Raw genomic sequence first — 26,130 nt, 5'->3', positions numbered from 1 at the left:
GGATGAAGGTGACTTCATCCCTTTTTTTATCCATAAATATAGAGGTCACTGTGGCGAGGCCGCTGTGGTGACGTTATCAAAACAGGCTCCGTACCAAGACACCGGGATGGGCCTGAGGAGCTGTTATGAGTGATATCAAACCCAGTCGTCCGTACTTGCTGAGAGCGCTGTATGAGTGGGTGCTGGACAACAATATGACCCCTCATGTTGTGGTGGATGCAACTGTACAGGGCGTACAGGTGCCCGAGCAGTTCGTGAACGATGGTCAAATCACCCTGAACATAGCCCCTGGTGCCGTGCAGTCGTTGTTGCTTGATGACCAGGGAATTAGTTTCAGTGCTCGCTTTGGTGGTGTACCGATGCAGGTGTATGTACCGATCGTTGCCGTTCTGGCAATTTTTACTCGGGAGAACGGCATGGGAATGGGCTTTGGTATGGAGCCGGGGGTGGAAGAGCTGCATGCGCAAGCAGAACGAGGTGTTGAGCCGCCGGATGACGAGCCGCCTGCGCCGAGTGGTGGCCGACCGGCGCTGCGAGTGGTGAAGTAGTTCCCTCGTCAGTGAAGGCAAAGGACAGAGGGCCGCCATGGCTGCCCTCTGTTTTATGGCGCAGGTCAGCCCTGGCCGCCAACGTATTCGAATACCTTGACGATCTTGCGCACGCCAGTCACGGAGCGTGTCACGTCCACGGCCAGGTCGGCCTCCGAGGGCGCGACCAGTCCCATCAGATAAACCACTCCGTTTTCGGTCACTACCTTGATTCGGCCACTGGCAATACGCTTGTCGGCCATCATCTGGACCTTGATGCGGCTGGTCAGGTAAGCGTCATTACTGCGGACAATGGCTGAGGTCGGGCCGGCAACCTCAAGTTCGTTATGCACCTTGCGGACGTGACGAACCTGGCTGGCAATTTCGCCGGCTTCTCGTTTGACCTGCTCTTCCGGGACCTGTCCAATCAGCAGAACCTGACCGTTGTAGCTGACCACGTTGACATGTGATCCCGCCAGAGCCTGAGAGCCCTTGCTGAGGTTGACCAGCGTTTTGGTTTCGATCGATTCATCTTCCAGGTAGCTGCCCAGGGTGCGGCTACTTTGATCTTCCTGAATCGGTTCTTCCCGGGTAGCGCTGATAATGCTGGAACAGCCGGTCAGAACGGTGGATGCCAGTATCATTGCGATCATGGGGCGTTTTAGCATGTTGATCAGCCTCCAAAGAGTTGGTATTCAATCAGGTCGCACAAACAGTGCAAAACCAGCAGGTGAGCACCGTGAATCAGAGCATCCTCGGTGCCCGGGATGCAGATTTCAATTTCATCAGGCAACAGCAGGGCTGCCATGTTGCCGCCGTCACCTCCGCTAAGCGCAATGACCATCATCTCGCGATCATGGGCCGCCTGAATGGCTTGTACCAGGCTATTGGCGCGGCCATGTGTTGAGATCAGCAGCAGGATGTCGCCTGGCTGTCCCAGTGCACGTATCTGTTTGGAGTAGACATCGGCGAACCCTGTTTCCTCACTGATGCCGCTCATGGCGGCGGCATCGCTGAGTGTCATGGCGGGGAGGCCGGGGCGTTCGTGACGAAAGCGATTCAGCAGCAGCGAGGAAAAATGCTGCGCGAGTGCAGTCGAGCCTCCGTTGCCAACACACAGTATCTTCTGTTCACTGACAAGGCATTGCAGCAGGAGTTCACCGGCTTCAGCGATCAGGGGAGTATGCTGCTCGATGGTGAGCGCATTGATCTCCATGGTGTTGTGAAACTGACTGACAATGCGGTCTTCGAGTTCCATTTAAAAGCGTTTCCGGTGTTCAGGGACGAAAGGCATCTTTATACCATATTGGTGGGGCGCTCTCCGAGTCTCCTTCAAAAGCCAGTACGTCAAAACGACAGGGGTACCGGCTCCAGTGAGGGTTGCGGCTGAGCATGAAACGAGCGGCTCGGATCAGTTTCTGTTGTTTGCGCCAGTCTACAGAAGCTGCAGCTCCGCCATACTGACGGCTTGAACGGCTGCGTACCTCTACAAAGACGATCTGTTCATGATCCTGCATGATCAGATCGATTTCACCCAGTCGACACCGGGCATTGCGCTGTAACAGAGTCAGTCCCTGCTGAAGGAGCCAATGTTCGGCCTGTTGCTCGGCATCCATGCCGATACGGTTGCGATCCATCGCATTATCCTCTTAGTTCTTATTGGTAGCCGCCTGAGACGAGGTCAGGCTGGCCGGGGTACCTGACGTGAACGTTGTGCAGCTCAATTCACGCAACAGGCGCTTGTTGCTATCCATGGCCAGTCGGCCGGTTTCGCCAAGCAGGAAGCTGCCGGGATTCTGTTCCAGCTGGGGGAGCCAGGGATAGGCTTTGATGGCATCCGCGCCCAAGGCAAACAGGCGGCCAAAGCGGGAGAGGGTATCTTCTCCCTTGCTGTTCAGCAGGCGATGAGTCTCGCTGGGTGGCTGGAGTAGCCAGGGCAGGTCACAGAATGTAATGCCGTCCATATCAACGTCGCGGACCGGGTTTGGCGACCCCGGATATAGGTGTGATGTGGCATAAATCGGCATATCGGATGCGAAGTGGTAATTCAGCATGGGCTTGATCAGGCGTGCGGGGTCTGGCTGGGCCGTCATCAGGATAGCATCGGCGTCCTGGCGTCTATATTGCTTGAACTGGGACGGGTGGCGCAGTTTCTTTTTACGCTCGGCGCTGCCTCGTATTTGCAGGAGTTCGGCGATCTGATCGCTGTAATTGCCGCTCGCTTCATAGCGCATATTACCAGTGACCTGGCCGCCGGCGGACTCAAGCTCTTCTTTCATGACATCGGCAATTCGGTCGCCCCATTCAGCAGCAGGGCTGATAATCAGCAGGTTTCGGTGGCCGTCGGCCAGGGCGCGGCGGACCACCATGCGGGCTTCATGCTCGGAAGACAGCTCCAGCTGCCAGGGGCGGGAAGGGCCTGCTTCGGCCGAATTCAGTGCCAGGACCGGAATGTTCTGTTCGGGCAGGGAAGAAAGCTGATTGATCAGGCTGGGCGTCAGCGGGCCGAGCAGAAAGTCGACAGCCTGTTGCCGGGCCTGTTGCAGCAAGGGCGTGACATCAGTGACACCGGTTGAGTCGAACATGATCAGCTGAGGAACCGGTTTGCCTTCGCGGCGCATGACTTCGATCTGGGCTTCCATGCCCTTGCGGATGGCGGAGGCAGGCTTGGCCAGATCGCCGCTAAGCGGCAGGATAACGCCGATGCGTTGAGCGAACAGCTGTTCACCATCAAACTCCAGACCCATCAGGCCGGCCGGAGGGAGTGTCAGCGCAGGGTGTGATTCCCACAGCACGCTCCAGTTTTCCAGTGCCTGTTGGCGGCCCGCCATATCAGTACTTGATCGCAGCATCATGGCCAGTTCGAACCAGCCCTGTTCCTGATAATTGTTGTTGGCCGAGGTTGCCGATTTGATGCCGTTGAGTGGCGTCTGCTGCAGTACTTGCCAGATACGGTTATGGTAGTGCTGCTGTTCGGTGGGGTCCAGTGTCAGCAGACTGCTGACAATCAGCTCGCGCACAGCGGCAATGCTGTTGTTCTGCTGGAGCCAGATATCGGCACGCAGTTGCCCCAGTTCAGCCTGTTGTGCCACCGGGAGTGCTCCCAAGCGGTTCGGATCAAGCAATTTTAGCGCTTCCGCCGGGTCCTCTGAGCCTGACACCAAAAGTGTTTTCAGTTTGGCCACTTCGAAGGCAAGTGTTGGGGGGATCTGGGCCAGATTGATGCTGTCGAGGATGTCGACGGCTCGCGTTTCATCGCCGTTCTGGGCTAGCATGCGAGCAGCCTGCAGCTTCAGATCGGCAGCGGGGGTTGCAGGCAGTGTCTCAGCCTTGCGCAGCAGACCTTCAATGTTTTGCGAAGTCGTTGCTGTCCTGTCAACGACCTCTGGAGATGTTGTGTGACTGGAGCAGCCTGCCAAAAGCGTTGTGGCCAGCAGGAGGCTGAAAGACAGTCGGTGTAAAATCGTCATATAATCCCAATCCTTGCCAACAGATGGATGTCCTAATGTCAGAACCTGTTCTTTATATCGTAGCTACGCCGATTGGTAATCTGGCGGACCTGTCGGAGCGCGCGAGGGAGGTGCTGGCTGGCGTGGATTACATCGCCGCCGAGGACACCCGCCACAGTGGGCGCTTGCTGGCACACTTTAACATTAAAGGTCAGATGATTTCAGTGCATGATCACAATGAACGTCAACGTTGTGAGCACATTATTAATCTGTTGAGCAGTGGGCATTCCATTGCGCTGGTCAGCGATGCCGGCACGCCGTTGATTTCCGACCCGGGCTTTCATCTGGTCCGTGCGGTGCGTGAAGCGGGTTATCGGGTTTCGCCGGTACCGGGTTGCTGCGCTTTTATAGCGGCATTATCGGCATCGGGGCTGCCGTCGGACCGATTTCAATTCATTGGCTTTCTGCCTTCCAAAAGTGGTGCTCGCAGTCAGGCGCTGGAAGTCTTGTCCGACAACGCTGAAACGCTGGTATTTTATGAATCAACGCATCGCATTCTCGACAGTCTCAAGGCCATGCGAGAAGTGTTCGGTGCCGGGCGCTATGCCGTTGTGGCGCGTGAACTGACCAAGACCTTCGAGACCATTCATGGCGACAGTCTGGCGGGCCTGATTGACTGGATGGAGGCCGATGCCAACCAGCAGCGAGGCGAATTCGTGGTGCTGGTGCAGGGGGCCGAGAAGTCTCAGGATGAGGATGCCATCGATCCTGAATCCGAGCGGATTTTGCGCATCCTGGCACAAGAGCTGCCACCGAAAAAGGCGGCGGGCGTGGCGGCCGAAATCACCGGTTACAAGAAAAACCGTCTTTATCAATTGCTGATCGACTGAATGACTTGCGTAACCGGCGCAGACCTATATACTTCGCGCCGAGAGTCTGCCAGGCAATCGTCGCTGCGTTCGCGCAGGGGAGGAAAGTCCGGGCTCCATTGGGCAAGGTGCCAGATAACGTCTGGGCGGCGCGAGCCGACGGAAAGTGCAACAGAAAGTATACCGCCTAAGCATCTTCGGATGCCGGTAAGGTTGAAATGGTGCGGTAAGAGCGCACCGCGTGGGTGGCAACATTCCACGGCGATGGTAAACCCCACCCGGAGCAAGACCAAATAGGGACCCATTAAGGCGTGGCCCGCGCCGGGTCCGGGTAGGTCGCTTGAGACCAGTGGCGACGCTGGTCCTAGATGAATGATTGTCCACGACAAAACCCGGCTTATCGGCAGACTCTCACTTCCCTTCTTGTTGTATCCACATCCACATGTTGCTTTCGTGACGGTGCAGATTCTTTCGATCTGCAAGCCATGGGCACACGTTGGCCGTTCAGGACAGGCGTGTCTCGATTATGAGTACGGGTGAGTTGTCGGTATGCCCGGCGGGCATATTGGAGAGGTGTTGCGGCGGGTATCGTTTTATGGCTTGAGAAAGTCGCTGCAGGCCCCCGGAGAGGAGGCTGCAGCGAAATGGTCAGCTTTCCTGATCCTTCACGAAAGTCGCGTCCTTTTCACCCTTGAAGAAGTCGCGTCCGTAGACCAGCAGGCAGAGTACGACGCCGACGGCAAAGGCCCAGGTAGCGCCACGGGTTGCCAGCACTGCTGCAACAATACCCGCGATGCCCAGGTCACGCTGGGAGCGCGCTTCCATAACGCCGATACGTACCGATACATAGCCCTGAATCAGCAGGGTCAGAGCCAGGGCTACGCCCAGAATCGGCTGTACCAGAGTCACGATCGGCATGAACAGCAGGCCGGTGTTGGTACCCCAGCGGAAGGAGCCTGCACCACCGAAAATGGAGTACATGGCCTTCTTGCCCTGACTGAAGCGTTCTACGATCACAACGTGCATGGCAGCCCAGAGCGGACCACACATGGCGACATCGGGGCCGATGATCGACATGACGGAGTTGCGAGCACCGAAGATCATGTGGGCGCGGTCCGGGTTGTACTCAACCACTTCATCCGGGCGTTCGTGGTCGGCTTCCTTCAGAATGGCACGACTCTGCAGCACATCGCCGAATAGTACGATGTAGGCGGCCAGTACGGTTGGAATACAGCTGATGAACATTTCCAGTGGCGGCATGCCCAGGCCGAATACGGTGTACTCGGACCAGAGAGTGGCGAAGTCGGGTGACGAAAAGCCCCACTCGATTTCAGGCCAGGAGGTTTCCCCCACGGTAGGCGCGATGACAATGGCCAACACCACGATGGGGAATACACCCAGTTTGCCGATCATATTGAACAGGGTGTTGCTGGCTTTCAGGCGTGCGAAATGACGTGAAAAAATAACGTAGAAGGCAATACCGACGGCCACGGAGATGGTGATCGGGTAAGTATCAAAGCGTCCGTCGACCTTGAATACGGTCATGACGGCTGCGATGCCGGCACCAATGATGACGCCTGATTTTATGGCCTGCGGGATTGCCGCCACTACGCGGTGCGCCAATCCCGAAGCGCCAATGCCAATGGCAAATAACCCTAATAGCAGCTGGAAGGATATAAGCGCATGTATTCGCTCCGGGCCTTCGGGGAAGCTGGCGCAGTAGGCCATCAGCAGTGGAATGGCGGGGGTGATCCAGCCCGGGATGACGGGGTCGCCCAGCAGGTGGTGCAGCAGGTAGAACAGGCCGTTCAGCATCACAACTGCCAGCGCAACTTCAAACGGCATGCCCAGCAGTTCGGTCATCAGGGGAATAGCCGCCAGGTCTACGGCACACATCAGCAGGCCCTGAAAGTAGTCCGGCCACTCGATCTTGTAGTGAATAAAGGGCAGGCGGATCTTGAATGGCCCGGCGGGCCAGTAAGGTGTTTCCTGTCCGTCAACTCGCTGTTTTAGCATAGTTGTACTCTTTGTTGTTGTATGAATGTTGAGCCCGTCCTGTCGGGCAGGGCGGGCATGGGTTGGGGATCAGTAAGCTTCCTGGTACAGCGCCAGAGCGTCGGCCTCGGTCACTTCAACCGGGTTGTTCATCAGCAATCGGCTTTGCAACATGGCGTCTCTGGCCAGCGTCGGCAGGCTGTCTTCGCTGATGTTGACGTCGCGCAGGCGCTGAGGGGCACCGGACTGGTTCATCAGTGCCTGCATGTGTTCGACAAAGCGTGCCGAGCGGGTCTGGACATCCGCATCGCTCGGGCCCAAGACAACGTCGGCCAGCTCCGCATACAGCGGTGCCGCAGCGGCCATGTTGAAACGCAGAACCGGACCCAGCATCAGCGCATTGGTCAGGCCGTGCGGCAGGTGGTAGTGACCACCCAGCGGGTAGGCGAGGGCGTGTACGGCTGCAACGGGGCTGTTAGAGAACGCCTGGCCGGCTAGATTGGAGCCCAGCAGCATGGCTTCACGAGCGGCTCGGTTAGAGCCTTCCTGACAGGCCGTCACCAGATTGCCGCACAGCAGACGCAGGGCTTCCCTGGCCAGCACGTCGGACAGGGGATTCTTGCGGTGAGCCGAGGTGTAGGCTTCAATGGCATGAACCATGGCGTCGATACCGGTCGCGGCGGTGGCGGCGGCCGGCAGACCAATAGTCAGCTCTGCATCCAGCAGGACGCGGTCGGCGTACAGTTGTTGGGCAACAACCCCCATCTTGGTGGTTTCACCGGTGGTCAGGATGGTGATGTTGGTCACTTCGGAGCCGGTACCGGCCGTGGTCGGTACCTGTACCAGCGGGGCACGATCACCCTTGATGTTGCCGATGCCATACATGTCGGCCAGAGACTGGTCGGATTTCAGCATGACGGCAACCAGCTTGGCGATGTCCATGGACGAGCCACCACCCAGCCCCAGCACAATATCGGCACCTGCAGTCTTACCCTGTTCGACACAGGCCAGCAGTACTGACTCGGGTGGGTCGGCGACGACATCATCGAAGACGACAACGCTAAAGCCACAGGCGGCCAGTGATGCCTTGGCAGCATCCAGCAGGCCGTTTTCGTGCAGGAACTTGTCGGTGACGATCAGCAGGTTGCGCTGTTCGAACCATTCGCCGAGCAGTTCGCCCATGCGCGCGGCGCCGCCCCATTCCAGATGCATCGACCCGGGGGTGTCGAAGGTAAAGGGCTTGAGTTCTTCAGTCATGGTTGGATTCCTCCTCCATTCCAGAGGCGAGCGGCACAAGGCCTGCTCGCCGGTTGAGTCTTACAGCGCGCTGCAGACGTACTTGAGTTCCAGGTATTCATCGATGCCGTACTTCGAACCTTCTCGGCCGAGCCCGGACTGTTTGACGCCACCAAAGGGTGCGACTTCGTTGGAAATCAGGCCGGTGTTGTGGCCGACCATGCCGTATTCCAGAGCTTCGGAAACGCGGATGGTGCGTGCGTGATCGCGGGTGTAGAAATAGGCGGCCAAACCGAAAATGGTGTCATTGGCCATGGCAATGGCTTCCTCTTCGGTGTCGAACACGAACAGGGGGGCCATGGGGCCGAAGGTTTCTTCCCGGGCCACTTTCATCTCGGTGGTGACACCGGTGAGAATGGCGGGCTGGAAGTAGAGGCCGCCCAGGCGCTCGCCACCGTGTAGCAGGGTGGCGCCCTTGGCAACGGCATCCTGAATGTGTTCTTCCACCTTGGTGATCGCCTTTTCCTCGATCATCGGACCGATATCGGTACCGGCCTTGGTGCCGTCACCGACTTTCAGCGCACGTACCCGTTCGGTCAGCTTTTCAGCGAAGGCATCGTAGACGCCGCGTTGTACCAGGATGCGGTTGGCGCATACGCAGGTCTGGCCGGCGTTGCGGTACTTGGAGGCCATGGCACCTTCAATGGCCTGATCCAGGTCGGCATCATCGAACACGATGAAGGGGGCGTTGCCACCCAGCTCCAGGGAAACTTTCTTGATAGTGTCTGCGCACTGGGCCATCAACAGTCGGCCGACTTCGGTAGAGCCGGTGAAGGACAGCTTGCTGACGACTTCGCTGTCGGTCAGCACTTTGCCGATCTTGCTGGCGGAGCCGGTGACGATCTGGAATACACCGGCCGGTACGCCGGCCCGCTGTGCCAGTTCGCCCAGTGCCAGAGCCGTCAGCGGGGTCAGGTCCGCGGGGCGGACGATCATGGAGCAGCCGGCGGCCAGGGCTGGTGCAACCTTGCGGGTGATCATGGCAGCCGGGAAGTTCCAGGGCGTGATGGCGGCAGTAACGCCAATGGGCTGGCGCAGCACGGTAATACGCTGGTCTGCACGGGGTGCAGGGATGGTGTCGCCGTACACGCGTTTGGCCTCTTCGGCAAACCATTCGATGAAAGAGGCCGCGTAGGCGATTTCGCCCTTGGCTTCGGCCAGCGGCTTGCCCTGTTCGCGGGTCATGATCAGGGCAAGATCATCGACGTTTTCCAGCATCAGCTCGAACCAGCGGCGCAGGATGGCTGCGCGTTCCTTGGCTGGGCGGGCTGCCCAGGTTTTCTGCGCGACTCGGGAGGCTTCGATAACGGCCGGGATTTCTTCCGGGGCCAGGTGAGGCACGGTCGCCAGGGGTTCACCGGTGGCCGGATTGGTCACGTTGATGGTGGCTTGCGATGCTGCAGCGACCCAGGTGCCATTGATCAGGCAAAGGTCTTTCAGCAAGGACGCATCCTTGAGTGTGGTCATAACCATCTCCATTCAGGTTGTGTGGCCATGGCTGTTCCCGCCGAGTTAAGGGCGCGAACAGCACTGAAAAGGCGTCGATTAACTAAACGTTGTACATGCAGAGGCGCGTTTGAACGCCGAGCGTCAAGCGCTCGACGTCGGGCAGAAGAGTGGACTTGGACTCCGTCCGGTGCAGCGAACGGGAAGCCGGCCTGAGTGCGGTGTTGCCAAGCCATGAGGGGCTCGTGGCGCCAGGGTGTAACCACGAGAAGGTCTTGAGGGCAGCACCTTGAAAGGGGCTGCAACAATGACTGTTTGACAGCATTCGCATACCGGTTTGCCTCTTTGTTGTTCTTCTGCGTCACGCGGGCAGAACTGCAAAGGTGCTAAAGCAAAACGGATGCCAGTTTTTACTATCTTGTAACTAATTGTTTATTAAGGGTTTTTGTTTGATCTGGAAACGCAATGAAAATGAATGAGCGGGATTCGCTCATTCATGATCGGCAGCGCGGGCGGTTTTCGCTCGGGATGAGGGGTGGGGCGGGTAGATTTTCCATTCGCCCAGCAGTTTGCTGGCAGGCGGGTGGTCGGAAGCGGGCAGGCTGCGGCCGATGGCGATGACCTGCTGTAATTGATGCGTAACCGGGTCCATGTAAGAGGTGAATCCGGGCGGATCTTCCGGCAGTTTCAGGCGGAGCCCCTCCAGGGTCGTGCGAATTTCGGTATCGTCGGCATCAACGCCTGCAATACGGATGGCTTCGGCGATGGCGAGAATGCCGGCGTAAGCGCCTTCTGCCGCATAGGAGGGGTAGCGACCGCTCAGTGCATGAAAGCGCTGTACGAACCAGCGGTTGTAGTCGGTTTGGGGCCAGTTATTGTGGTGGCGGGAAGAAAGAATGAGCCCGCTCGGCATGTCATCCGCCAAGGCTGCGAGAACTTCGTAGTTGCCACCGGTGTCGAAGTTGGCAAATTCGGCGTGCCGGAACAGATTGGCCTGGTTGGCCTGTTCGATGAAGGCTACGAGGTCGCCGCCCCACAGCGAATTGATGATCAGGTCGGTCGGTTGCTGCTTCAGGGCTTCTATATAGGGGGTGTAATCAGGCTCGTAGAGGCGAGGCCAGAGAGCGGTCACGATTTCGAAGGGAACGTCAGCCTGCCGCAGAGCCTGCTGCAGGTCTTGCCACATTTGGTAGCCATAATCGTAATCCGGTCCCAGATAGGAGATGCGCAGAGGTCTTTTTCCGGGCCGCTGAAAGGAATCCTGAATATAGCGTGCGGCGGCATACATGGACTGGCGGCTATTGTTGTTGACCCTGAAGTAGTAGGGAGAGACATCCGTTTCGGTCAGGCGGGGGGAAGCATGGTCGGTGCCGATGAAAAAGGCGCGTTCGGATTCCGCGACCTGGGCGACCTGCCAGGCAACGGCGGAATTGACCACGCCACAGATGAATCGGGTACCTCGGTCGCGCACAAACTCGCGCGCCAGGCGAGTTGTCCGAGAAGCCTTTGAGCGGCTGTCGGCAATGAATATTTGCAGGTGCGGGTATTGGATCGGCTGCTGTTGCAGCCATTCCAGTGCCAGCTGAATACCCACGGCACTGTCGCGACCATAGAGCCCGCCACGCCCGCTGAGCGGGAACAGGCAGCCGACGCGTACCTGGGCTTCAGCATCCTCAGCGCCGAGCGTGATCTCGGCCTGTGCGGGCAGGACTGCAAAAGTGAGGGGCAGCAGGATCAGTCGGCGTATGAGAGAGGCGAGAAAGCTGAGTCTGAACATTATGATTCTCTGTAGCGGGGTTTAAAGCCCCAGGCGTTGAATGCGACGCTTGAGAGCATGGCGGGAAATACCCAGGCGCTCGGCTGCCAGTCCTTTGTGTCCTCCTGTTTCCTGCAGGGCGGCAAGGATCAGTTGGCGTTCCTTGTCCTCGACCGCCTCTGTATAAGCGGCAGGTTGAGGCGCTGCGTCCGTGTCGGTCTGGAGTTCATCCGGCAGGTGTCGGGGCAGGATATTCTGTCCGGGGTGCAGGATGGTGATGCGCTCAACCAGGTTTCTTAGTTCCCGCACATTGCCGGGCCAGTCATAGTGGTGCAGCAGTTGTAGTGCTTCCGGGCTCCAGGCTGGCGGCTCACAACCTTCCTGGGCGGCAAACTGCTGGCTGAAGTGGTGCATCAGCAGCGGGATGTCATCGCTGCGTTCGGCCAGGGGCGGGGCGCTGATGGGCAGGATGTTGAGGCGGTAGTAGAGATCGGAACGAAAGGTTCCGTGTTCCACTTCGGACTTGAGATCGCGATTGGTGGCGGCCATCACGACCACATCAGCCTGAACTTCACGGCTGCTGCCGATCGGGCGGTAGCTGCGGTTCTCGAGAAAGCTCAGTAGCTTGGCCTGTAGGGGCAGAGGCAGTTCGCCGACCTCATCCAGAAACAGGGTGCCGCCATCGGCCAGGGCGATCAGGCCGTTGCGGTGTTGCGTTGCGCCGGTGTAGGCGCCACGCTCGGCACCGAACAGTTCGGCCTCAATCAATTGTTCGGGCAGGGCGGCGCAGTTGATTTCGATGAAGGGAGCATCCGCGAAGCGTACGTCGTGCAGGCTGCGTGCGACCAGCGCCTTGCCGGTACCTGAGGGGCCCGAGATCAGAACCGTCTTGCCGGAGCTGCGACCGATCTGCTCCAGTGTCTGGCGCAGCCGTTCCATCTGTGGACTGTTGCCGACCAAGCGGTGTGTATGTCTGTGACGTTGGCGGTGAAAGCTGAGTTCTCGCGCCATGCGTGAGTGCTCGCTGCTGCGCCGGATCAGCACGACCAGTTCATCCCATTCGAATGGCTTGGTGATGTAGTCGAGTGCTCCTTCTTTTACGGCTCGAACGGCAGAGCGAGTGTCGCCATGAGCCGAGATCATGATTACGGGGATTTCCGGTAGTGTCTGGCGCAAACGAGGCAGAAGCTCAAGCCCTGAAAGGTCTGGCAATCCCAGGTCCAGCAGGATTACGTCCGGTTGCTCGGAGGTCGCCAGTTCAAGCCCTTCACGCGCAGTACCGGCGCCGAGGACCTCGATTCCCTGGTCCATCAGGGCAAAGCGAATGCTGCGGATCAGATTGCGTTCATCGTCGATAACCAGAGCGGTCAGATTAGTCATTATTCGCCTCGTTGTGTCCTGGGGCCGGGCAGCGCAGTTCAACGCTGGTCCCCCGGTTGACCTGGCTGCGGATATGCAGCCTGGCGTCATTACTGGCCGCCAATACCTGGCAGATTGCCAGCCCCAGACCGGTGCCGGTTTCCCGGGTTGTGAAGAAGGGTTCGGTAATGCGGGGCAGCAGCGTGTCGGAAATGCCCGGACCGTCGTCGGTAACCGTGAGTAGAATGGCCCCCGTTTTCTGCTCTGTGACTGCTGTCAGTCGGATATGCCCCCCACTGCCCTCCAGGCTTTGCAAGGCATTCAGAATAAGGTTCATCAATATTTGTCGCATGTGACCGGCATCGGCACGAATGAACAGAGCACGATCACAGCTCATTGCCAGCGTGACCTGCTGATGCCGCGCCGACGCACTGACCAGTGCGATCAGTCCTTCATACAGCTCGCAGACGCGAATGAGTTCGGCCTGGGGTGGGCGCGGCCGGGCAAAATTGAGCAGGTTGGCAATCACCTCGTTGACCCGTTCGATCTCCTCTTCAACCATGTTCAGCATGTCTTTGTGCATGGCGTTCTGTTCACGTCGGGCCAGTGCCTGAATGGTGGTGCGAATGGTGGTCAGAGGGTTGCGAATATCATGCGCAAGTCCGGCGGCCAGTTGGCCCAGAGACGCCTGGCGCTCCATGTCGACTGTGGAACTGATGACCTGTTTAAGCTGTGTGCGCATGCGTTCGATGGCCTGTGTCAGGCGCCCCATTTCGGCGCTGTTGAGCAGCTTGACCGGGGTTTCAAGATCACCGTTCGCAACCTGTTCGACGCTCTGGATCAGTACGTCAACTTGGTGTTTGAGGCGGCGAGACAGGTACCAGTGCAGCAGTAGCAGGGACACGGCGGTGCCGGCAACCAGTGTGATCAGCCAGTAGCGCATCCCGGCGCTGGGCGGCTCTATGAGTTCGGTATTTTGTACCAGCTGCAGTGTCCAGCCGGGGATGAGTTCATGATGGTGGGAGGTGTCGCCGGGGGAGGCGGGTTGTCCGACAGTATCGTAACTATGGCCGTCCGGGGTACGCAAAAGTGCTTTGTAAACGCCACCCAGTTGCAGGTTTCGGGGAATACCGGCAAGGGTATTGAAACGAAGAATCAGCGCGATGGATGGAGCGTTTTCTGCCGGCGTCAGGGCGCTGAATGTGACCTTCTTGCGCATCAGAAGTGCGGGAGGGGTGTTCCATGAGTGTTCGCCGGGGCCGATGAGGTCGACGCTTTCGAAAGTGGATGTGGGGCTTTGTTGCATCTGTTGATATCGGGTTTGAGTCAGGGTCTGGGAGGGAAAGCTCCATAACAGATTGTCCTGAGCGTCGAAGAAAGCGATGCCGTAGACGGCCTGATCATCCAGCTGTAGCCGCAGCAGGCTTTTCAATTCGGGTGATAGAGCATGGTAGCCCTCTCGAGTAAACAGTTCACTCCTGTCGAGCTGGTCGGTGAGGGCTTCCAGTTCGTACTGGCGTTCGCGCAAGTGGGTACGGAATTCATTGCGGGTAGCAGCCAGATGGGTGGCCAGGCGCCCATCCGTAATACGGGTCACCAATTGCGCGAAGTAGCTGTCGTACAGGGCGGTAAATGACAGTAGCGGGACCAGTGCGACGATCAGGGAGAGCCAGAGGTACTGGGAGCTGAGCTGTTTTTGCTGAGGGTAGGCGGCCATTCAAGAGTTCTGCGGTTGTTGGACCGGGAGCTGGGCTGATGTGATCGAGCGCCGGGGGGAGCAACGATACCAGATCTTGTCATGCGATGTGCAGCGAATCCGTTATGGAGGGCTGAATGAGGGCGAGTGTGGACAGCAGGGCCTTTTCCTGCCGTGTTTTATTTTGGGGCCGCATGAATTTTATGAAGTGTATTTTCACGCATTTTTTTAAGGTCATTTTTAAATGCTTGATTTTCCGGCAGTCAGGTTGATTCATCGATGAAACAGCCTCTTGTTGCATTAATGAAACTCAAGTCGATCAGGGGGTGGATTCCCCTCAGGATGCCACTCCTATGCATTTTTTGAGTTTTATTAAGTGTTTGTTAAATAAGATTATTTTCGAATTTTTTGGCCGGATGAAGCAAGGGTTGAAATTGTTATACCGATGGTACACCACCTTGCATCTACTGGGCTTACTACCTATAGTGTCGCCTAGTGGGAAAAAGTGGATAAAAGTGGGTTAAATTGGGGAGTGACGGACGTGAAATTTCGCGGAGTCAATCCGATCAATCTCGATGCCAAAGGACGTATGGCCCTGCCGGCGCGCTATCGCGAGACTGTTCATGCTCATTGCGAAGGCCGAATGGTGGTGACGATTGATACCGAAGATCAGTGCCTGTTGCTTTATCCGCAACCCGAATGGGACGAAATTCAGGCGAAAATTGACGCCTTGCCCAGCTTCAATAAGGCCGTGCGACGCATTCAGCGTCTGCTGACCGGCCATGCAACGGACCTGGAGCTGGATGCGAATGGACGCATGTTATTGCCGGCACCCTTGCGTGACTATGCCGAGCTGGACAAGAAAATCATTCTGCTTGGCCAGGGCAACAAGTTCGAAATATGGAGCGAGGCGCTCTGGAACAGTACACGCGATGAGTATCTGCAGGCGGAGGACGAGGGTGAAATCCCGATTGAACTGCAAAGCCTGTCGCTTTAACAGACACAACGACGGAACAACATGAGTCAAACATTCAGTCATATTACCGTGCTGCTCGACGAGGCGGTCAAAGAGCTGGTCCAGGAGCCCGATGGATTTTACATCGATGGCACCTTTGGTCGAGGCGGACACAGTGCGCTGGTGCTGGAGCAGCTATCGCCGCAGGGGCACCTGATGGCGATTGATAAGGACCCTGAGGCTATCCGTCACGCTCATGAGCGTTTTGCCGACGAGCCGAGATTCAGTATTGAACATGGTTCCTTTGCTCAGCTGCAGACATTTGTCGAGCAGCGAGGTCTGGTGGGGAAAGTCAGTGGCGTTTTGCTGGACCTGGGGGTCAGCTCGCCGCAGCTGGATGACCCCGAGCGTGGTTTCAGTTTCCTTAACGATGGCCCGCTGGATATGCGGATGGATACCACGTCCGGGGAAAGTGCGGCGGACTGGATCAATCGCGCCTCCGAAACCGAGATCGCCGATGTGCTTTACCAGTACGGTGAGGAGCGCTTCTCTCGCCGCATGGCGCGCGCAGTTATTGCCGAGCGTGAAGAAGAGCCTATCGTCACCACGGCACGGTTGGCCAGGATTATTGCCGAAGCCAATCCGCGTTGGGAAAAGGGCAAGCACCCGGCAACGCGAGCTTTTCAGGGAATCCGAATTCACATTAACCGCGAACTGGCGGATGTGGAAGATTGTCTGGATCAGGCGCTGGAAGTGTTGGCTCCGGGTGGCCGCCTGGTCGTGATCAGCTTCCACTCGCTGGAAGACCGCATCGTTAAGCGTTTTATTCGTCGTCACGTTAAAGGAGACGAGCATTTGCCGCCCGGGGTTCCGGTCACGGATGCGATGCTGAAGCGGCGCTTGAAGTCTGCAGGGAAGGCTGTGAAGGCGGGTAAGGATGAGTTGAACCAGAATCCGCGAGCACGTAGTGCTGTCATGCGGGCAGCCATCAAGCTGGCATGAAGCGGTTCAAGTTCACCGTGAAGCATCCGGATTTTGAGGTCTGGGTGGAAAGCATCAAGGCGCGTTTGCCTCTGCATTGGCTGGCGCGGTCGCGGACGGCTCCAGAGTTGCCTGCTCGGATGCTCAGTGGCGGTGAACTGTTTGCGCCGGTGTTGATCAGTGTGGTGTTGACACTGGCAGTAATGGGCAGCGCCATGGCCGTGATTTTTTCGGCCTATGAATATCGTCGCCTGTTTAACCAGCACCAAATACTGGTACAGCAGTGGGATGAAATTCAGGTGGAGTGGGGGCAGTACCTGCTGGAACAGAGTGTCTGGTCGGCGCACCATCGGGTAGAAGCCCTGGCCGCAGATCAAATGAACATGGTAGTACCGGCAGTCGAAGCCATCGAGATCGTGCGCAATGAGCAGCAATAAAGAGAGCGATATGCAGAATCAAGCGGCGCGAGGCTGGCGGATCTGGCTGGTTCTGGTGCTGCTCGCCCTGATTGTGGCTGCGATCACCTCAAAACTGTTTTCACTGTATACCAATGAGCAGGAATTCCTGCGTAGCCAAGGGGATGCCCGGTCGTTGCGTACCATGCTGATTCCGGCACACAGGGGTGTCATCAGCGATCGCAATGGCGAGCCTTTGGCGGTGAGTGCGCCGGTTGCAACGATCTGGGCGGATCCTCTCAAATCCGATTTGCAGCATGCAGGCCTGACGCGACTCGCTCAGTTGCTGGAAATGCGCCCGCATGACCTCAAGGCCGAACTGTCCGCGAACCGAGAGCGTCGTTTTCTGTATTTGAAACGTCAGGTGACCCCGGAGCTGGCTGAAAAAGTCGAGGCCTTGGGCGTGACCGGCATCCATGTCGATCGAGAATACAAGCGCTATTACCCTTCCGGCGAGGTGAGCACTCACCTGGTCGGTTTTACCAATGTGGATGGCGAGGGGCAGGAAGGTCTGGAGCTGGCCTATAACCACAGCCTGCGTGGCGAACCGGGCCGCAAGCTGGTTTTGAAAGACCGGGTCGGGCGTACCATCAAGCACATTCGATCCTTGCAGGATGCCGATCCGGGCGATGATCTTCAGCTCAGTATCGATCTGCGCGTTCAGTATATGGCTTATCGTGAAATGAAAGCAGCGGTCGATGTACACAAGGCCGACTCCGGCTCGGCCGTCGTACTGGATGCACGCACCGGTGAAGTGCTGGCACTGGTCAATCAGCCATCCTATAACCCGAATGAGCGCTCCGGCCTGAACACGTCGGCACTGCGTAACCGGGCGCTGACTGACCTGTTCGAGCCCGGTTCTACCACCAAGCCTTTCACTGTGGCGGCGGCTATGATGAGTGGCAAGTATACCCGCGATTCCATCATTGATACCTCGCCGGGCTATATCCGTGTATCGGGTGCCACAATCAAGGATCACCGCAATTACGGCGAATTGAGCCTGACCGGTATCATTACCAAGTCGAGCAACGTCGGTGTGACCAAGCTGGCGCTGGCAATGGAGCCGGACAGTGTACGCAACATGTTGTCCAATGTCGGTATGGGGCGTGATAGTGGGACCGGCTTTCCGGGAGAGCGCACCGGCGTGCTGCCGTATCTGAACGAACGTCAACGCGTAGAGCGGGCCACCATGTCCTACGGTTACGGGTTATCCACGACGTTGCTGCAGCTGGCGCAGTCTTATGTGCCTTTGGCGGCGGATGGCGTGTTTCGTCCGGCCACGTTGCTGAAGCAGACGCAGCCGACTGCCGGTACACGGGTAATGCCGCCGGGGGTTGCTCCGCAGATTCTGGATATGATGGAAACCGTGATTGGGCCAACGGGAACAGGGCGTCGTGCTGCTGTAGAGGGGTACCGGGTAGGTGGCAAAACCGGCACGGTGCACAAGGCCAGTGGCGGAGGGTATGCCGCAGACAAATATGTGTCGGTTTTTGCCGGCGTCGTGCCCGTTAGTAACCCGCGCCTGGTGATTGCAGTCATGGTCGATAATCCCAAGGGGCAGGAATATTACGGAGGGTTGGTCGCGGCCCCCATCTTTTCCCGAGTCGCGGGAGGGGCGCTGCGGTTGTTAAACGTGCCGCCGGACAAGTGGCCCGAGTCCTCATCTTCACGGGTGGCAATGCAATGAGTTTATATACCCGGTCTTTACAAACACTTTTGCCGCAGGCGCTGACAGTGCCTGCGGCTTTGCCCGTTGATGGCTCTGTGCAGGTGTCGGGCCTGGCGCTGGACAGTCGCAAGGTCGGTTCCGGATATCTGTTTTTTGCCCGTAATGGCGTCGCGTGCCGAGGGGTCGACTTTATTGCTGATGCCCTGCAGCGGGGGGCGGTTGCGGTTGTGGTTGAGCAGGGGGAGTTGAGCGAGGAAGAGTGTGCTCGACTGCCGGTTCCGGTGCTGGGGGTCGATGATTTGGACGCGGTTGTGGGGCAGGTGGCCAGCCGTTTTTATGATCACCCCAGTCGTGAGTTGAAGGTGATCGGCATCACCGGAACCAACGGGAAAACGTCCTGCAGCAATTATCTGGCTCAGGCGCTGGAATATCTGGGCCACCGTACTGCCGTGATCGGAACGCTGGGTAACGGTTTTTTGGATAACCTTCAGCCGGCAACCCATACGACGCCCGATGCCATAGCGCTGCAGGGGCTGCTGGCTGAATTGAAACGGGCCGGAGCCGAATACGTGGTTATGGAGGTGTCCAGTCATGCGCTGGATCAGCAGCGAGTGGCCGGAATGCAGTTTGCGGCAGCCGGGTTTACCAACTTGACGCGCGATCATCTGGACTATCACGGCGACATGGCGCAGTACGGGGATGCCAAGGCACGGCTATTTGTCGACTATACGCCTGCCTTGCAGGTCATCAATCTGGATGACGTATTCGGGCGCACTCTGTGGCAGCGACTGTGCCCTGAAGAGGCCCGTGTGCTGGGCTTCGCGTTGAGTGAACCGGGAGCGGATCTGGGCGTTGAAGAACTGGAGTTTACGGCAGAGGGCTGCCGTTTTGTGTTGAGCGCCGGACAAGAACGCCACAGGGTTGCAACGGCGCTGATGGGAAGTTTCAACGTCAGCAATCTGCTGCTGTGCGCCGGTCTGTTGCAGTTGCTGACGTGTACGCCAGCGCAGGTCGCGGCGGCACTGGAATCCGTACAACCGGTCGCCGGGCGCATGCAGACACTGCCGCTGGTTTCTGGCAAGCCTGCTGTTGTCGTGGATTTTGCCCATACGTCCGATGCGCTTGCTCAAACACTGCAGGCGCTGCGCTTGCATCGTTCCGGACGTGGACGTTTGGTGTGCGTGTTCGGCTGTGGTGGTGACCGTGATGTTGGCAAGCGGCCGGACATGGGGCGTATTGCGTCAACACTGGCAGATCAGGTGATTGTGACCAGCGACAACCCTCGTTCAGAATCGCCGGAGGCTATTATCGCCGACATTCTGGCAGGTGTAGTGCCCGAGGTGGATATGCATGTCGAAGCGGATCGTGCGGCGGCGATTCGGTGGGCGATCGAACAGGCGTCTGCTGACGATCTGGTGTTGATTGCCGGCAAGGGGCATGAGCGCTGGCAGGAAGTAAACGGGGTCAAAGAGCCTTTTGATGACAGTCAACAGGCTTTGCATGTATTGCAAGAAGGAGCTGATGTATGATGCGCGCCTTCAAGCTGAGTGAGCTCCAGCAAGTGTTGGGTGCGCAACAGCCAGGTGAAAATTGCACGCTGCAAAGGGTCGTCACTGATAGCCGTATTTTGGCGCCGGGTGATCTCTTTGTGGCGCTGAAAGGCCCGAGTTTCGACGGGCACGATTTTGTCGGTGCTGCCGAGTTGAAGGGGGCTGCGGCAGTTGTGGTCGATCACAGGATCGAAACCCGATTGCCTCAGCTGGTTGTCACCGACACCTTAAAGGCACTCGGACAGTTGGGCGGGTATAACCGCTCGCTGTTCCGGGCACCGGTCTTTGCCGTTACCGGCAGTGGTGGCAAAACCACGGTCAAAGAAATGTTGGCGGGCCTGTTGGCCACCCGAGGGGAGGTGCTGGCGACCGAGGGTAACCTGAATAACGAAATCGGGGCGCCTTTGACGCTATTGCGCCTGTCGGCCGAGCATCGTTCGGCCGTGATCGAACTGGGCGCCAGTGCGCAGGGTGAAATTGCGCGCACAGCGGCGTTTACTCAACCGGACGTAGCTGTGTTGAATAATGCCATGGGGGCACATCTTGAGGGCTTTGGCGGTCTTCAGGGAGTGGTGAGTGCCAAGGGCGAAATATTCAGCGGACTGCGTGAAGGCGGCGTTGGTGTGGTCAACCTGGACTCTCCTCATGCGTCGGCCTGGATCGAGCGTTTGCACCGCTTGAAGCGCCGTGTATTTACCTTCGGGGTGGAGAACGGTGCGGCCGATATCAGTGCCGGGCGCTTACAGATGAACACGGATGGCAGCTGGCGCTTTGTCCTGGATGATGGCACCGATCAGTTGCCGGTTAACCTGAAGATACTGGGGCGTCACAACGTGGCTAATGCGACGGCGGCTGCAGCTGCCTGGGTGGCGGCCGGACAACGACTGCCGCAGATCGCGGGTGTACTGGATCGGTTTACGCCGGTTGCGGGGCGCTTGAGTCCTCATCGCTTGCATTCAAAAGCGCTGGTGATCGATGACAGCTATAACGCCAATGCCGATGCCATCAAGGCTGCGACAGATTTGCTGGCGCAGTTGTCGGGAGAGCGGATTCTGGTGTTGGGCGATATGGCTGAACTGGGCGAGGATTCCCCGCGTCTGCATGCCGAAGTGGGGCGTTATGCTGCTGAGCGGGGCGTTGAGCGGCTACTGGTTACTGGACCCAGAATGCAGGCGGCCGCTGATGCTTTTGCCTCTCTCAAGTCGGGTGCGGAACATTTCAAGGAACAACAGACATTGATTGAACGATTGAAAACACTGCTGTCGCCCGAAACGACTGTTCTGGTCAAGGGCTCGCGCAGCGCGCAGATGGACAGGGTCGTTACTGCCCTGCTTGAAGGGGAACACTGATACTATGCTTTTGTTACTTGCCGACTACCTGTCCCAGTATTATTCCGGATTTGGGGTGTTTCGTTATATCACGCTGCGCGGGATTATGGGAATTCTGACAGCTTTGGGCATTTCGCTGTTTATGGGGCCCTGGCTGATTCGTCGCCTGAAAGAAAAGCAGATTGGGCAGGCCGTGCGTGACGATGGTCCTCAATCTCACCTGAGCAAGGCCGGTACGCCGACGATGGGGGGCGCACTGATTCTGTTGTCCATCGCGATCAGCACGTTGCTGTGGAGTGATCTGAGCAGCCGCTATGTTTGGGTGACTCTGATCGTGACCCTGATTTTTGGTGCCGTTGGCTGGGTGGATGACTGGCGCAAGGTGGTGGAAAAGAATCCGCGTGGCCTGCCTGCGCGCTGGAAGTACTTTTGGCAGTCGATTGGCGGAATCGGAGCGGCTGTCGTGCTGTATGTGACCGCACAGTCACCGGTGGAAACTCAGCTGATACTGCCGTTCTTCAAGGATGTGGCGATCGATCTGGGCATTTTCTTCATTGTCTTTACCTATTTCGTGATCGTCGGCAGCTCCAATGCCGTTAACCTGACTGACGGCCTGGATGGTCTTGCCATCATGCCCACAGTCATGGTGGCGGCAGCTCTGGCGGTGTTCGCTTACCTGAGCGGTCATGTGCAGTTTGCCAGCTATTTGCAAATTCCCTATGTGGCAGGCTCCGGCGAACTGATCATCTTCTGTGGTGCCATTGTGGGGGCCGGGCTGGGTTTCCTCTGGTTCAACACCTATCCGGCGCAAGTATTCATGGGTGATGTAGGCGCCCTGTCGCTGGGTGCCGCTCTGGGCATTATTGCGGTCATCGTACGTCAGGAGCTGGTGCTGGTGATTATGGGCGGTGTGTTCGTGATGGAAACCGTGTCGGTGATTCTGCAGGTTGCTTCTTTCAAGCTGACCGGGCGCCGCATCTTCCGCATGGCGCCGATTCATCATCATTTTGAATTAAAAGGCTGGCCGGAACCGCGCGTTATTGTGCGCTTCTGGATTATCACCGTGGTGCTGGTACTGATCGGGCTGGCGACCCTGAAAATACGTTAACAAAGCGATGGATAAAGGAGAGCAGGGGTGAGCCTGATCACGACTGACAAACGGCGCATCATTATCGGTCTGGGCCAGACCGGGCTCTCCTGTGCGCGGTATTTTCGTCGCCGCGGGATTGAGTTTGCGATGTGTGATACCCGTCAGGCTCCTGCGGCCGCCGGTGCGTTCAGCACCGAGTTTCCAGCCGTGGAGCTGCGTTTGGGAGAGCTGGACGGCGATTGGCTCTCGCAGGCACAGGAGCTGGTGATCAGTCCGGGTATCGATAAGCGTCATCCGGCAATCGAGCAGGCCGTAGCAGCCGGCGCTGCCCTGATAGGCGATATCGATCTGTTTTGCCGGGAAGCTCAGGCTCCTATTGTCGCCATTACCGGCTCCAACGCAAAAAGCACCGTGACCACCCTGGTGGGGCTGATGGCCGACCGGGCCGGTATCTCGGTTGGTGTAGGGGGCAATATCGGCACCCCGACGCTGGATTTGCTGCAGCAGCCGGCCGAACTGTATGTGCTTGAGTTGTCCAGCTTCCAGTTGGAAACGACTCATGAATTGAGAGCAGCTGCGGCAACCGTGCTCAATGTCAGTCCCGATCATCTGGATCGTTATGCCGGCATGCAGGACTACACACTCACCAAGCAGCGAATCTATCGTGGTGCGGCGGTGGTTGTGGCCAATCGTCAGGATGCCCTGACCCAGCCTTTGTTGGCGCAGGGTGTGGAGCTGCGCAGTTTTGGACTGGATGAACCTGATTTGAAGCAATACGGGCTGCGCCATTGTCAGGGAAAGCTGTGGCTGTGCTGTGGCCGGGAGCCGTTGTTGCCCGCATCAGACCTCAAAATACGTGGGCGTCATAACCTGGCCAATGGGCTGGCGGCTCTGGCACTGGCCGATGCCGTAGCGATTCCGCGCGAGGCGGCTCTGGCGGCATTGCAGGATTTTGCCGGACTGAAGCATCGCTGCCAGTGGGTGGCTGAGCTGCAGGGCGTCAGCTATTTCAATGACTCCAAGGGCACTAATGTGGGGGCAACGCTGGCGGCGCTGGAAGGGCTGGGGGCCACGCTGCCGGAGCAGGCTCGGTTGATTTTGATTGCCGGAGGCGTTGGCAAGGATCAGTCTTTTGCTGCTTTGAACGAACCATTGCAGCGCTTCAGTCGGGACGTGGTTTTGATCGGGCGTGATGCAAGGCAAATCGCGACCGAAGTGACATCGGTCAGACCCCACTTTGAGGCGACATTGCAGGCGGCTGTCAACCGTGCGCAGGCGTTGGCACGTCCGGGCGACATTGTGCTGCTGTCACCGGCTTGTGCCAGTTTTGACATGTTTTCAGGTTATGCCGAACGTGGCGACTGCTTCGTTCGGGCGGTGGAGGCGTTGACGTGAAGGCGGGGCTGAGGCTGCCAACACCGGCACTGCCGGAGCGGCTGCGCGTGCCTGCCGGCATGGCACCGCTGGACCCGTTGCTGTTATGCAGTGCGCTGGCATTGATGTTGATAGGGCTGGTGATGATTACATCGGCCTCCATGGATGTGGCAGCACGGGATTTCGGCTCTCCGGCCCATTTTATAGTGCGGCACGGCAGCTTCGTCTTTATGGCGCTGTTGTGTGCATCCTGCGCGGCGTTTATCCCTGTGCGGACCTGGGAGAAATACAGTTTTGTCCTGTTACTGTTCGGACTGCTGCTGCTGATTCTGGTGCTGATTCCCGGCATTGGTCGTGAGGTGAACGGATCGCGGCGCTGGATAGGCCTGGGGCCTCTCAACCTGCAGGCATCGGAGATTGCCAAGGCCTGCATGGTGATCTTTATCAGTGGCTATCTGGTGAGACGGCTGGATGAGGTGAGAAACAGTTTCTGGGGGGTGGTCAAACCTGCGCTGCCGATGGGGGTGTATGGCTGGTTACTGCTGATGGAGCCGGATTACGGAGCGCTGGTGGTTATGGTCGGCACCGTGGCCGGCATCGTATTTCTGGGTGGTATGAGATTTGTGCAGCTGGTGTTGGTGGTTGTCGTGGGGGGCAGTCTTGTAGCCATGCTGGCCTTTTCCCAGTCATACCGTCTGGAGCGTCTGAAAAGCTTTACCGACCCTTGGGCTGACCCTTATGGGGCCGGGTACCAGTTGTCTCAGGCACAGATTGCTTTCGGGCGCGGTGACTGGTTCGGCACCGGCCTGGGTAACAGTGTGCAGAAACTGTTTTATCTGCCGGAGGCGCATACGGATTTTGTTTACTCCGTGCTTGCCGAAGAGCTGGGGCTGATTGGTGCCTTGCTGATTATCGCGTTGTACGTGTTGATGGTTGCGCGGATCTTCAGTATTGGACGGCAGGCCGAAAAGCAGCAGCGTTTTTATATGGCGTACCTGACCTATGGGTTCGGGTTTACCATCGCGGGGCAGGCATTGATCAATATTGGCGTTAACGTGGGGGCCTTGCCGACCAAGGGGTTGACCTTGCCTCTGTTGAGTTACGGCGGCTCCAGTTTGCTGGTGTGCGCAACGATGATCGCGATTGTCTTGCGGGTCGATTATGAACTGAAATGCCAGCGCCTGAAGATGCAGCCACGAGAGTTGCCCTGGTTACGACGCCTGTTAAGGCTTGAGGAGAAGGTGAAATGAGCACCCGGGCACGAAAAGTGTTGATCATGGCCGGTGGTACGGGGGGGCATGTTTTTCCGGCGCTTGCGACCGCCGAGAAGCTGCAGCAGCAGGGGGTCGAAGTCGAATGGTTGGGCAGTCGTACAGGGATTGAAAATGATGTGGTGCCTGCAGCGGGTATTCCATTGCATCGAATTTCGGTAGCAGGGCTGCGTGGCAAGGGACGGTTAAGCTTACTGCTGGCACCCTTCCGCCTCGCCAATGCGCTGGGACAGGCGCTGGCCGTTCTGCGCCGGGTGCGGCCCGATGCGGTACTGGGAATGGGTGGCTTTGCCTCGGGGCCTGGCGGCCTGGCGGCCTGGCTTTTGCGACGGCCACTGGTTGTTCATGAGCAGAATGCGATTCCGGGGATGACCAACAAGACGTTGGCACGGCTTGCAACGCGTGTACTGCAGGCGTTTCCGGAAGCCTTTGCCGACCGTCAGGGTGTCGAGACGACCGGTAACCCGGTCCGGGGCCCGATTCTCGAACTGGCTGCTCCCGAACAGCGCTGGGCTGAGCGTGACGGGCCGCTGCGCCTACTGATCGTCGGGGGCAGCCTGGGCGCTTTGGCAATCAACCGGATAGTGCCGCAAGCACTGGCACAGCTTCCGTCGGCACAGCGCCCTCAGGTTTGGCATCAGACCGGCAAGCGTCACTTGGAAGTAACGCGCGAAGCTTATGCCGAAGCCGGTGTCGAGGCCAGTGTCGTGCCCTTTATCGAGCGTATGGACAAGGCTTATGGTTGGGCGGACCTGGTGTTGTGCCGTGCCGGAGCGCTGACCGTCAGCGAAATTGAAATAGCGGGTGTTGCGGCTGTTTTTGTGCCCTTTCCGTATGCGGTTGATGATCACCAGACTGCCAATGCGAAACATTTGCAGCAGGCCGGAGCTGCACAGCTGATTCAGCAAGTCGATCTGGATGCGGAGCGACTGGCTGCTTTGCTGGCCGAGATGAGCGAACGAGACAATTTATTGAAAATGGCCGAGCGAGCGCGACAGCAGGCGCGTCCCGATGCCAGCGACAGAGTGGCAAGGGTCTGCCTGGAGGTGATGAAGTGAAAGCGG

General features: G+C 58.1%; 22 protein-coding genes and 1 other RNA gene. 13 read left to right on the top strand and 10 right to left on the bottom strand.

Annotated features, from left to right (window positions below; genetic code table 11):
* Positions 1-134 precede the first annotated feature (134 nt).
* The gene (locus H1S06_RS08895) at positions 135-548 is read left to right on the top strand and encodes a ClpXP protease specificity-enhancing factor (RefSeq protein ID WP_181739413.1); all 414 of its coding nucleotides are present in this window, start codon (positions 135-137) and stop codon (positions 546-548) included.
* Positions 549-613: 65 nt separating this feature from the next.
* Here H1S06_RS08895 and H1S06_RS08890 read toward each other — a convergent pair whose 3' ends face one another.
* From H1S06_RS08890 to H1S06_RS08875, 4 genes are read right to left on the bottom strand one after another with little or no spacing between them, the layout of a single operon-like run.
* A complete protein-coding gene (locus tag H1S06_RS08890) occupies positions 614-1,195 on the bottom strand; it encodes a BON domain-containing protein (RefSeq protein WP_181739305.1) in 582 nt (193 codons plus the stop codon).
* Between the two features lie 5 nt (positions 1,196-1,200).
* Positions 1,201-1,785 carry an SIS domain-containing protein gene (locus H1S06_RS08885; RefSeq protein WP_181739303.1) on the bottom strand — a complete coding sequence of 195 codons (585 nt, stop codon included), beginning with the start codon at positions 1,783-1,785 and terminating at the stop codon, positions 1,201-1,203.
* A gap of 19 nt (positions 1,786-1,804) precedes the next feature.
* On the bottom strand, positions 1,805-2,164 hold the full coding sequence (locus H1S06_RS08880; protein ID WP_181739301.1) for a YraN family protein: 360 nt from the start codon (positions 2,162-2,164) through the stop codon (positions 1,805-1,807).
* Between the two features lie 12 nt (positions 2,165-2,176).
* Entirely contained in the window at positions 2,177-3,997 is a 1,821-nt protein-coding gene (locus H1S06_RS08875; RefSeq protein ID WP_181739299.1) for a penicillin-binding protein activator, read from the bottom strand.
* A gap of 35 nt (positions 3,998-4,032) precedes the next feature.
* Here H1S06_RS08875 and rsmI point away from each other — a divergent pair, with 35 nt between their 5' ends.
* Entirely contained in the window at positions 4,033-4,866 is an 834-nt protein-coding gene (gene rsmI / locus H1S06_RS08870) for a 16S rRNA (cytidine(1402)-2'-O)-methyltransferase (RefSeq protein ID WP_181739297.1), read from the top strand.
* A 41-nt stretch (positions 4,867-4,907) separates the two neighbouring features.
* Positions 4,908-5,261, top strand: an RNA gene (rnpB, locus tag H1S06_RS08865) — RNase P RNA component class A.
* 232 nt (positions 5,262-5,493) lie between these two features.
* On the opposite strand, the gene H1S06_RS08860 is transcribed toward rnpB, so the two are convergent.
* From H1S06_RS08860 to H1S06_RS08835, 6 genes are all read right to left on the bottom strand, one after another.
* A complete protein-coding gene (locus H1S06_RS08860; RefSeq protein WP_181739295.1) occupies positions 5,494-6,861 on the bottom strand; it encodes a hypothetical protein in 1,368 nt (455 codons plus the stop codon).
* Between the two features lie 69 nt (positions 6,862-6,930).
* Complete coding sequence (locus H1S06_RS08855) at positions 6,931-8,097, bottom strand: iron-containing alcohol dehydrogenase (RefSeq protein WP_181739293.1); 1,167 nt, start codon at positions 8,095-8,097, stop codon at positions 6,931-6,933.
* Positions 8,098-8,157: 60 nt separating this feature from the next.
* Positions 8,158-9,603, bottom strand: coding sequence for an NAD-dependent succinate-semialdehyde dehydrogenase (locus tag H1S06_RS08850; protein ID WP_181739292.1), 1,446 nt, complete (start codon positions 9,601-9,603; stop codon positions 8,158-8,160).
* Between the two features lie 469 nt (positions 9,604-10,072).
* Positions 10,073-11,359 carry an ABC transporter substrate-binding protein gene (locus tag H1S06_RS08845; RefSeq protein WP_181739290.1) on the bottom strand — a complete coding sequence of 429 codons (1,287 nt, stop codon included), beginning with the start codon at positions 11,357-11,359 and terminating at the stop codon, positions 10,073-10,075.
* Positions 11,360-11,380: 21 nt separating this feature from the next.
* Entirely contained in the window at positions 11,381-12,718 is a 1,338-nt protein-coding gene (locus H1S06_RS08840; protein ID WP_181739288.1) for a sigma-54-dependent transcriptional regulator, read from the bottom strand.
* Positions 12,711-14,414: a sensor histidine kinase gene (locus H1S06_RS08835; RefSeq protein ID WP_181739286.1), complete on the bottom strand. Its 1,704-nt coding sequence runs from the start codon at positions 14,412-14,414 to the stop codon at positions 12,711-12,713. Before H1S06_RS08835 ends, H1S06_RS08840 begins: the two co-directional genes overlap by 8 nt.
* 520 nt (positions 14,415-14,934) lie before the next feature.
* Between H1S06_RS08835 and mraZ the strand changes: the two genes are divergently transcribed.
* Genes mraZ through murG form a run of 10 tightly spaced genes read left to right on the top strand, consistent with a single transcriptional unit; the run spans position 14,935 to position 26,124 of the window.
* A complete protein-coding gene (mraZ, locus tag H1S06_RS08830) occupies positions 14,935-15,390 on the top strand; it encodes a division/cell wall cluster transcriptional repressor MraZ (protein WP_181739284.1) in 456 nt (151 codons plus the stop codon).
* Positions 15,391-15,411: 21 nt separating this feature from the next.
* On the top strand, positions 15,412-16,350 hold the full coding sequence (gene rsmH / locus H1S06_RS08825) for a 16S rRNA (cytosine(1402)-N(4))-methyltransferase RsmH (protein ID WP_181739282.1): 939 nt from the start codon (positions 15,412-15,414) through the stop codon (positions 16,348-16,350).
* Positions 16,347-16,766: a cell division protein FtsL gene (ftsL, locus tag H1S06_RS08820; RefSeq protein WP_255482969.1), complete on the top strand. Its 420-nt coding sequence runs from the start codon at positions 16,347-16,349 to the stop codon at positions 16,764-16,766. Before rsmH ends, ftsL begins: the two co-directional genes overlap by 4 nt.
* Positions 16,753-18,471, top strand: a complete 1,719-nt coding sequence (locus H1S06_RS08815; protein ID WP_181739280.1) for a peptidoglycan D,D-transpeptidase FtsI family protein — start codon at positions 16,753-16,755, stop codon at positions 18,469-18,471. The genes ftsL and H1S06_RS08815 overlap by 14 nt, the downstream gene beginning before the upstream one ends.
* Positions 18,468-19,982 (top strand): UDP-N-acetylmuramoyl-L-alanyl-D-glutamate--2,6-diaminopimelate ligase, encoded by a 1,515-nt coding sequence (locus H1S06_RS08810; RefSeq protein WP_181739278.1) that lies wholly within the window; start codon positions 18,468-18,470, stop codon positions 19,980-19,982. Before H1S06_RS08815 ends, H1S06_RS08810 begins: the two co-directional genes overlap by 4 nt.
* Complete coding sequence (locus H1S06_RS08805; RefSeq protein ID WP_181739276.1) at positions 19,979-21,352, top strand: UDP-N-acetylmuramoyl-tripeptide--D-alanyl-D-alanine ligase; 1,374 nt, start codon at positions 19,979-19,981, stop codon at positions 21,350-21,352. Before H1S06_RS08810 ends, H1S06_RS08805 begins: the two co-directional genes overlap by 4 nt.
* Positions 21,353-21,356: 4 nt before the next feature.
* A complete protein-coding gene (mraY, locus tag H1S06_RS08800) occupies positions 21,357-22,439 on the top strand; it encodes a phospho-N-acetylmuramoyl-pentapeptide-transferase (RefSeq protein WP_181739274.1) in 1,083 nt (360 codons plus the stop codon).
* A 27-nt stretch (positions 22,440-22,466) separates the two neighbouring features.
* A complete protein-coding gene (murD, locus tag H1S06_RS08795; RefSeq protein WP_181739272.1) occupies positions 22,467-23,816 on the top strand; it encodes a UDP-N-acetylmuramoyl-L-alanine--D-glutamate ligase in 1,350 nt (449 codons plus the stop codon).
* Positions 23,813-25,045 (top strand): putative lipid II flippase FtsW, encoded by a 1,233-nt coding sequence (gene ftsW / locus H1S06_RS08790; RefSeq protein WP_181739270.1) that lies wholly within the window; start codon positions 23,813-23,815, stop codon positions 25,043-25,045. Before murD ends, ftsW begins: the two co-directional genes overlap by 4 nt.
* Complete coding sequence (murG, locus tag H1S06_RS08785; protein ID WP_181739268.1) at positions 25,042-26,124, top strand: undecaprenyldiphospho-muramoylpentapeptide beta-N-acetylglucosaminyltransferase; 1,083 nt, start codon at positions 25,042-25,044, stop codon at positions 26,122-26,124. The genes ftsW and murG overlap by 4 nt, the downstream gene beginning before the upstream one ends.
* Positions 26,125-26,130: the final 6 nt, after the last annotated feature.

The sequence above is a fragment of the Marinobacterium marinum genome, from assembly GCF_013868415.1.
In the GTDB taxonomy this organism is placed as follows: domain Bacteria; phylum Pseudomonadota; class Gammaproteobacteria; order Pseudomonadales; family Balneatricaceae; genus Marinobacterium; species Marinobacterium marinum.
The sequence above is the reverse complement of the archived record's forward strand: the minus strand, read 5'-3'. Positions and strand labels throughout refer to the sequence as shown.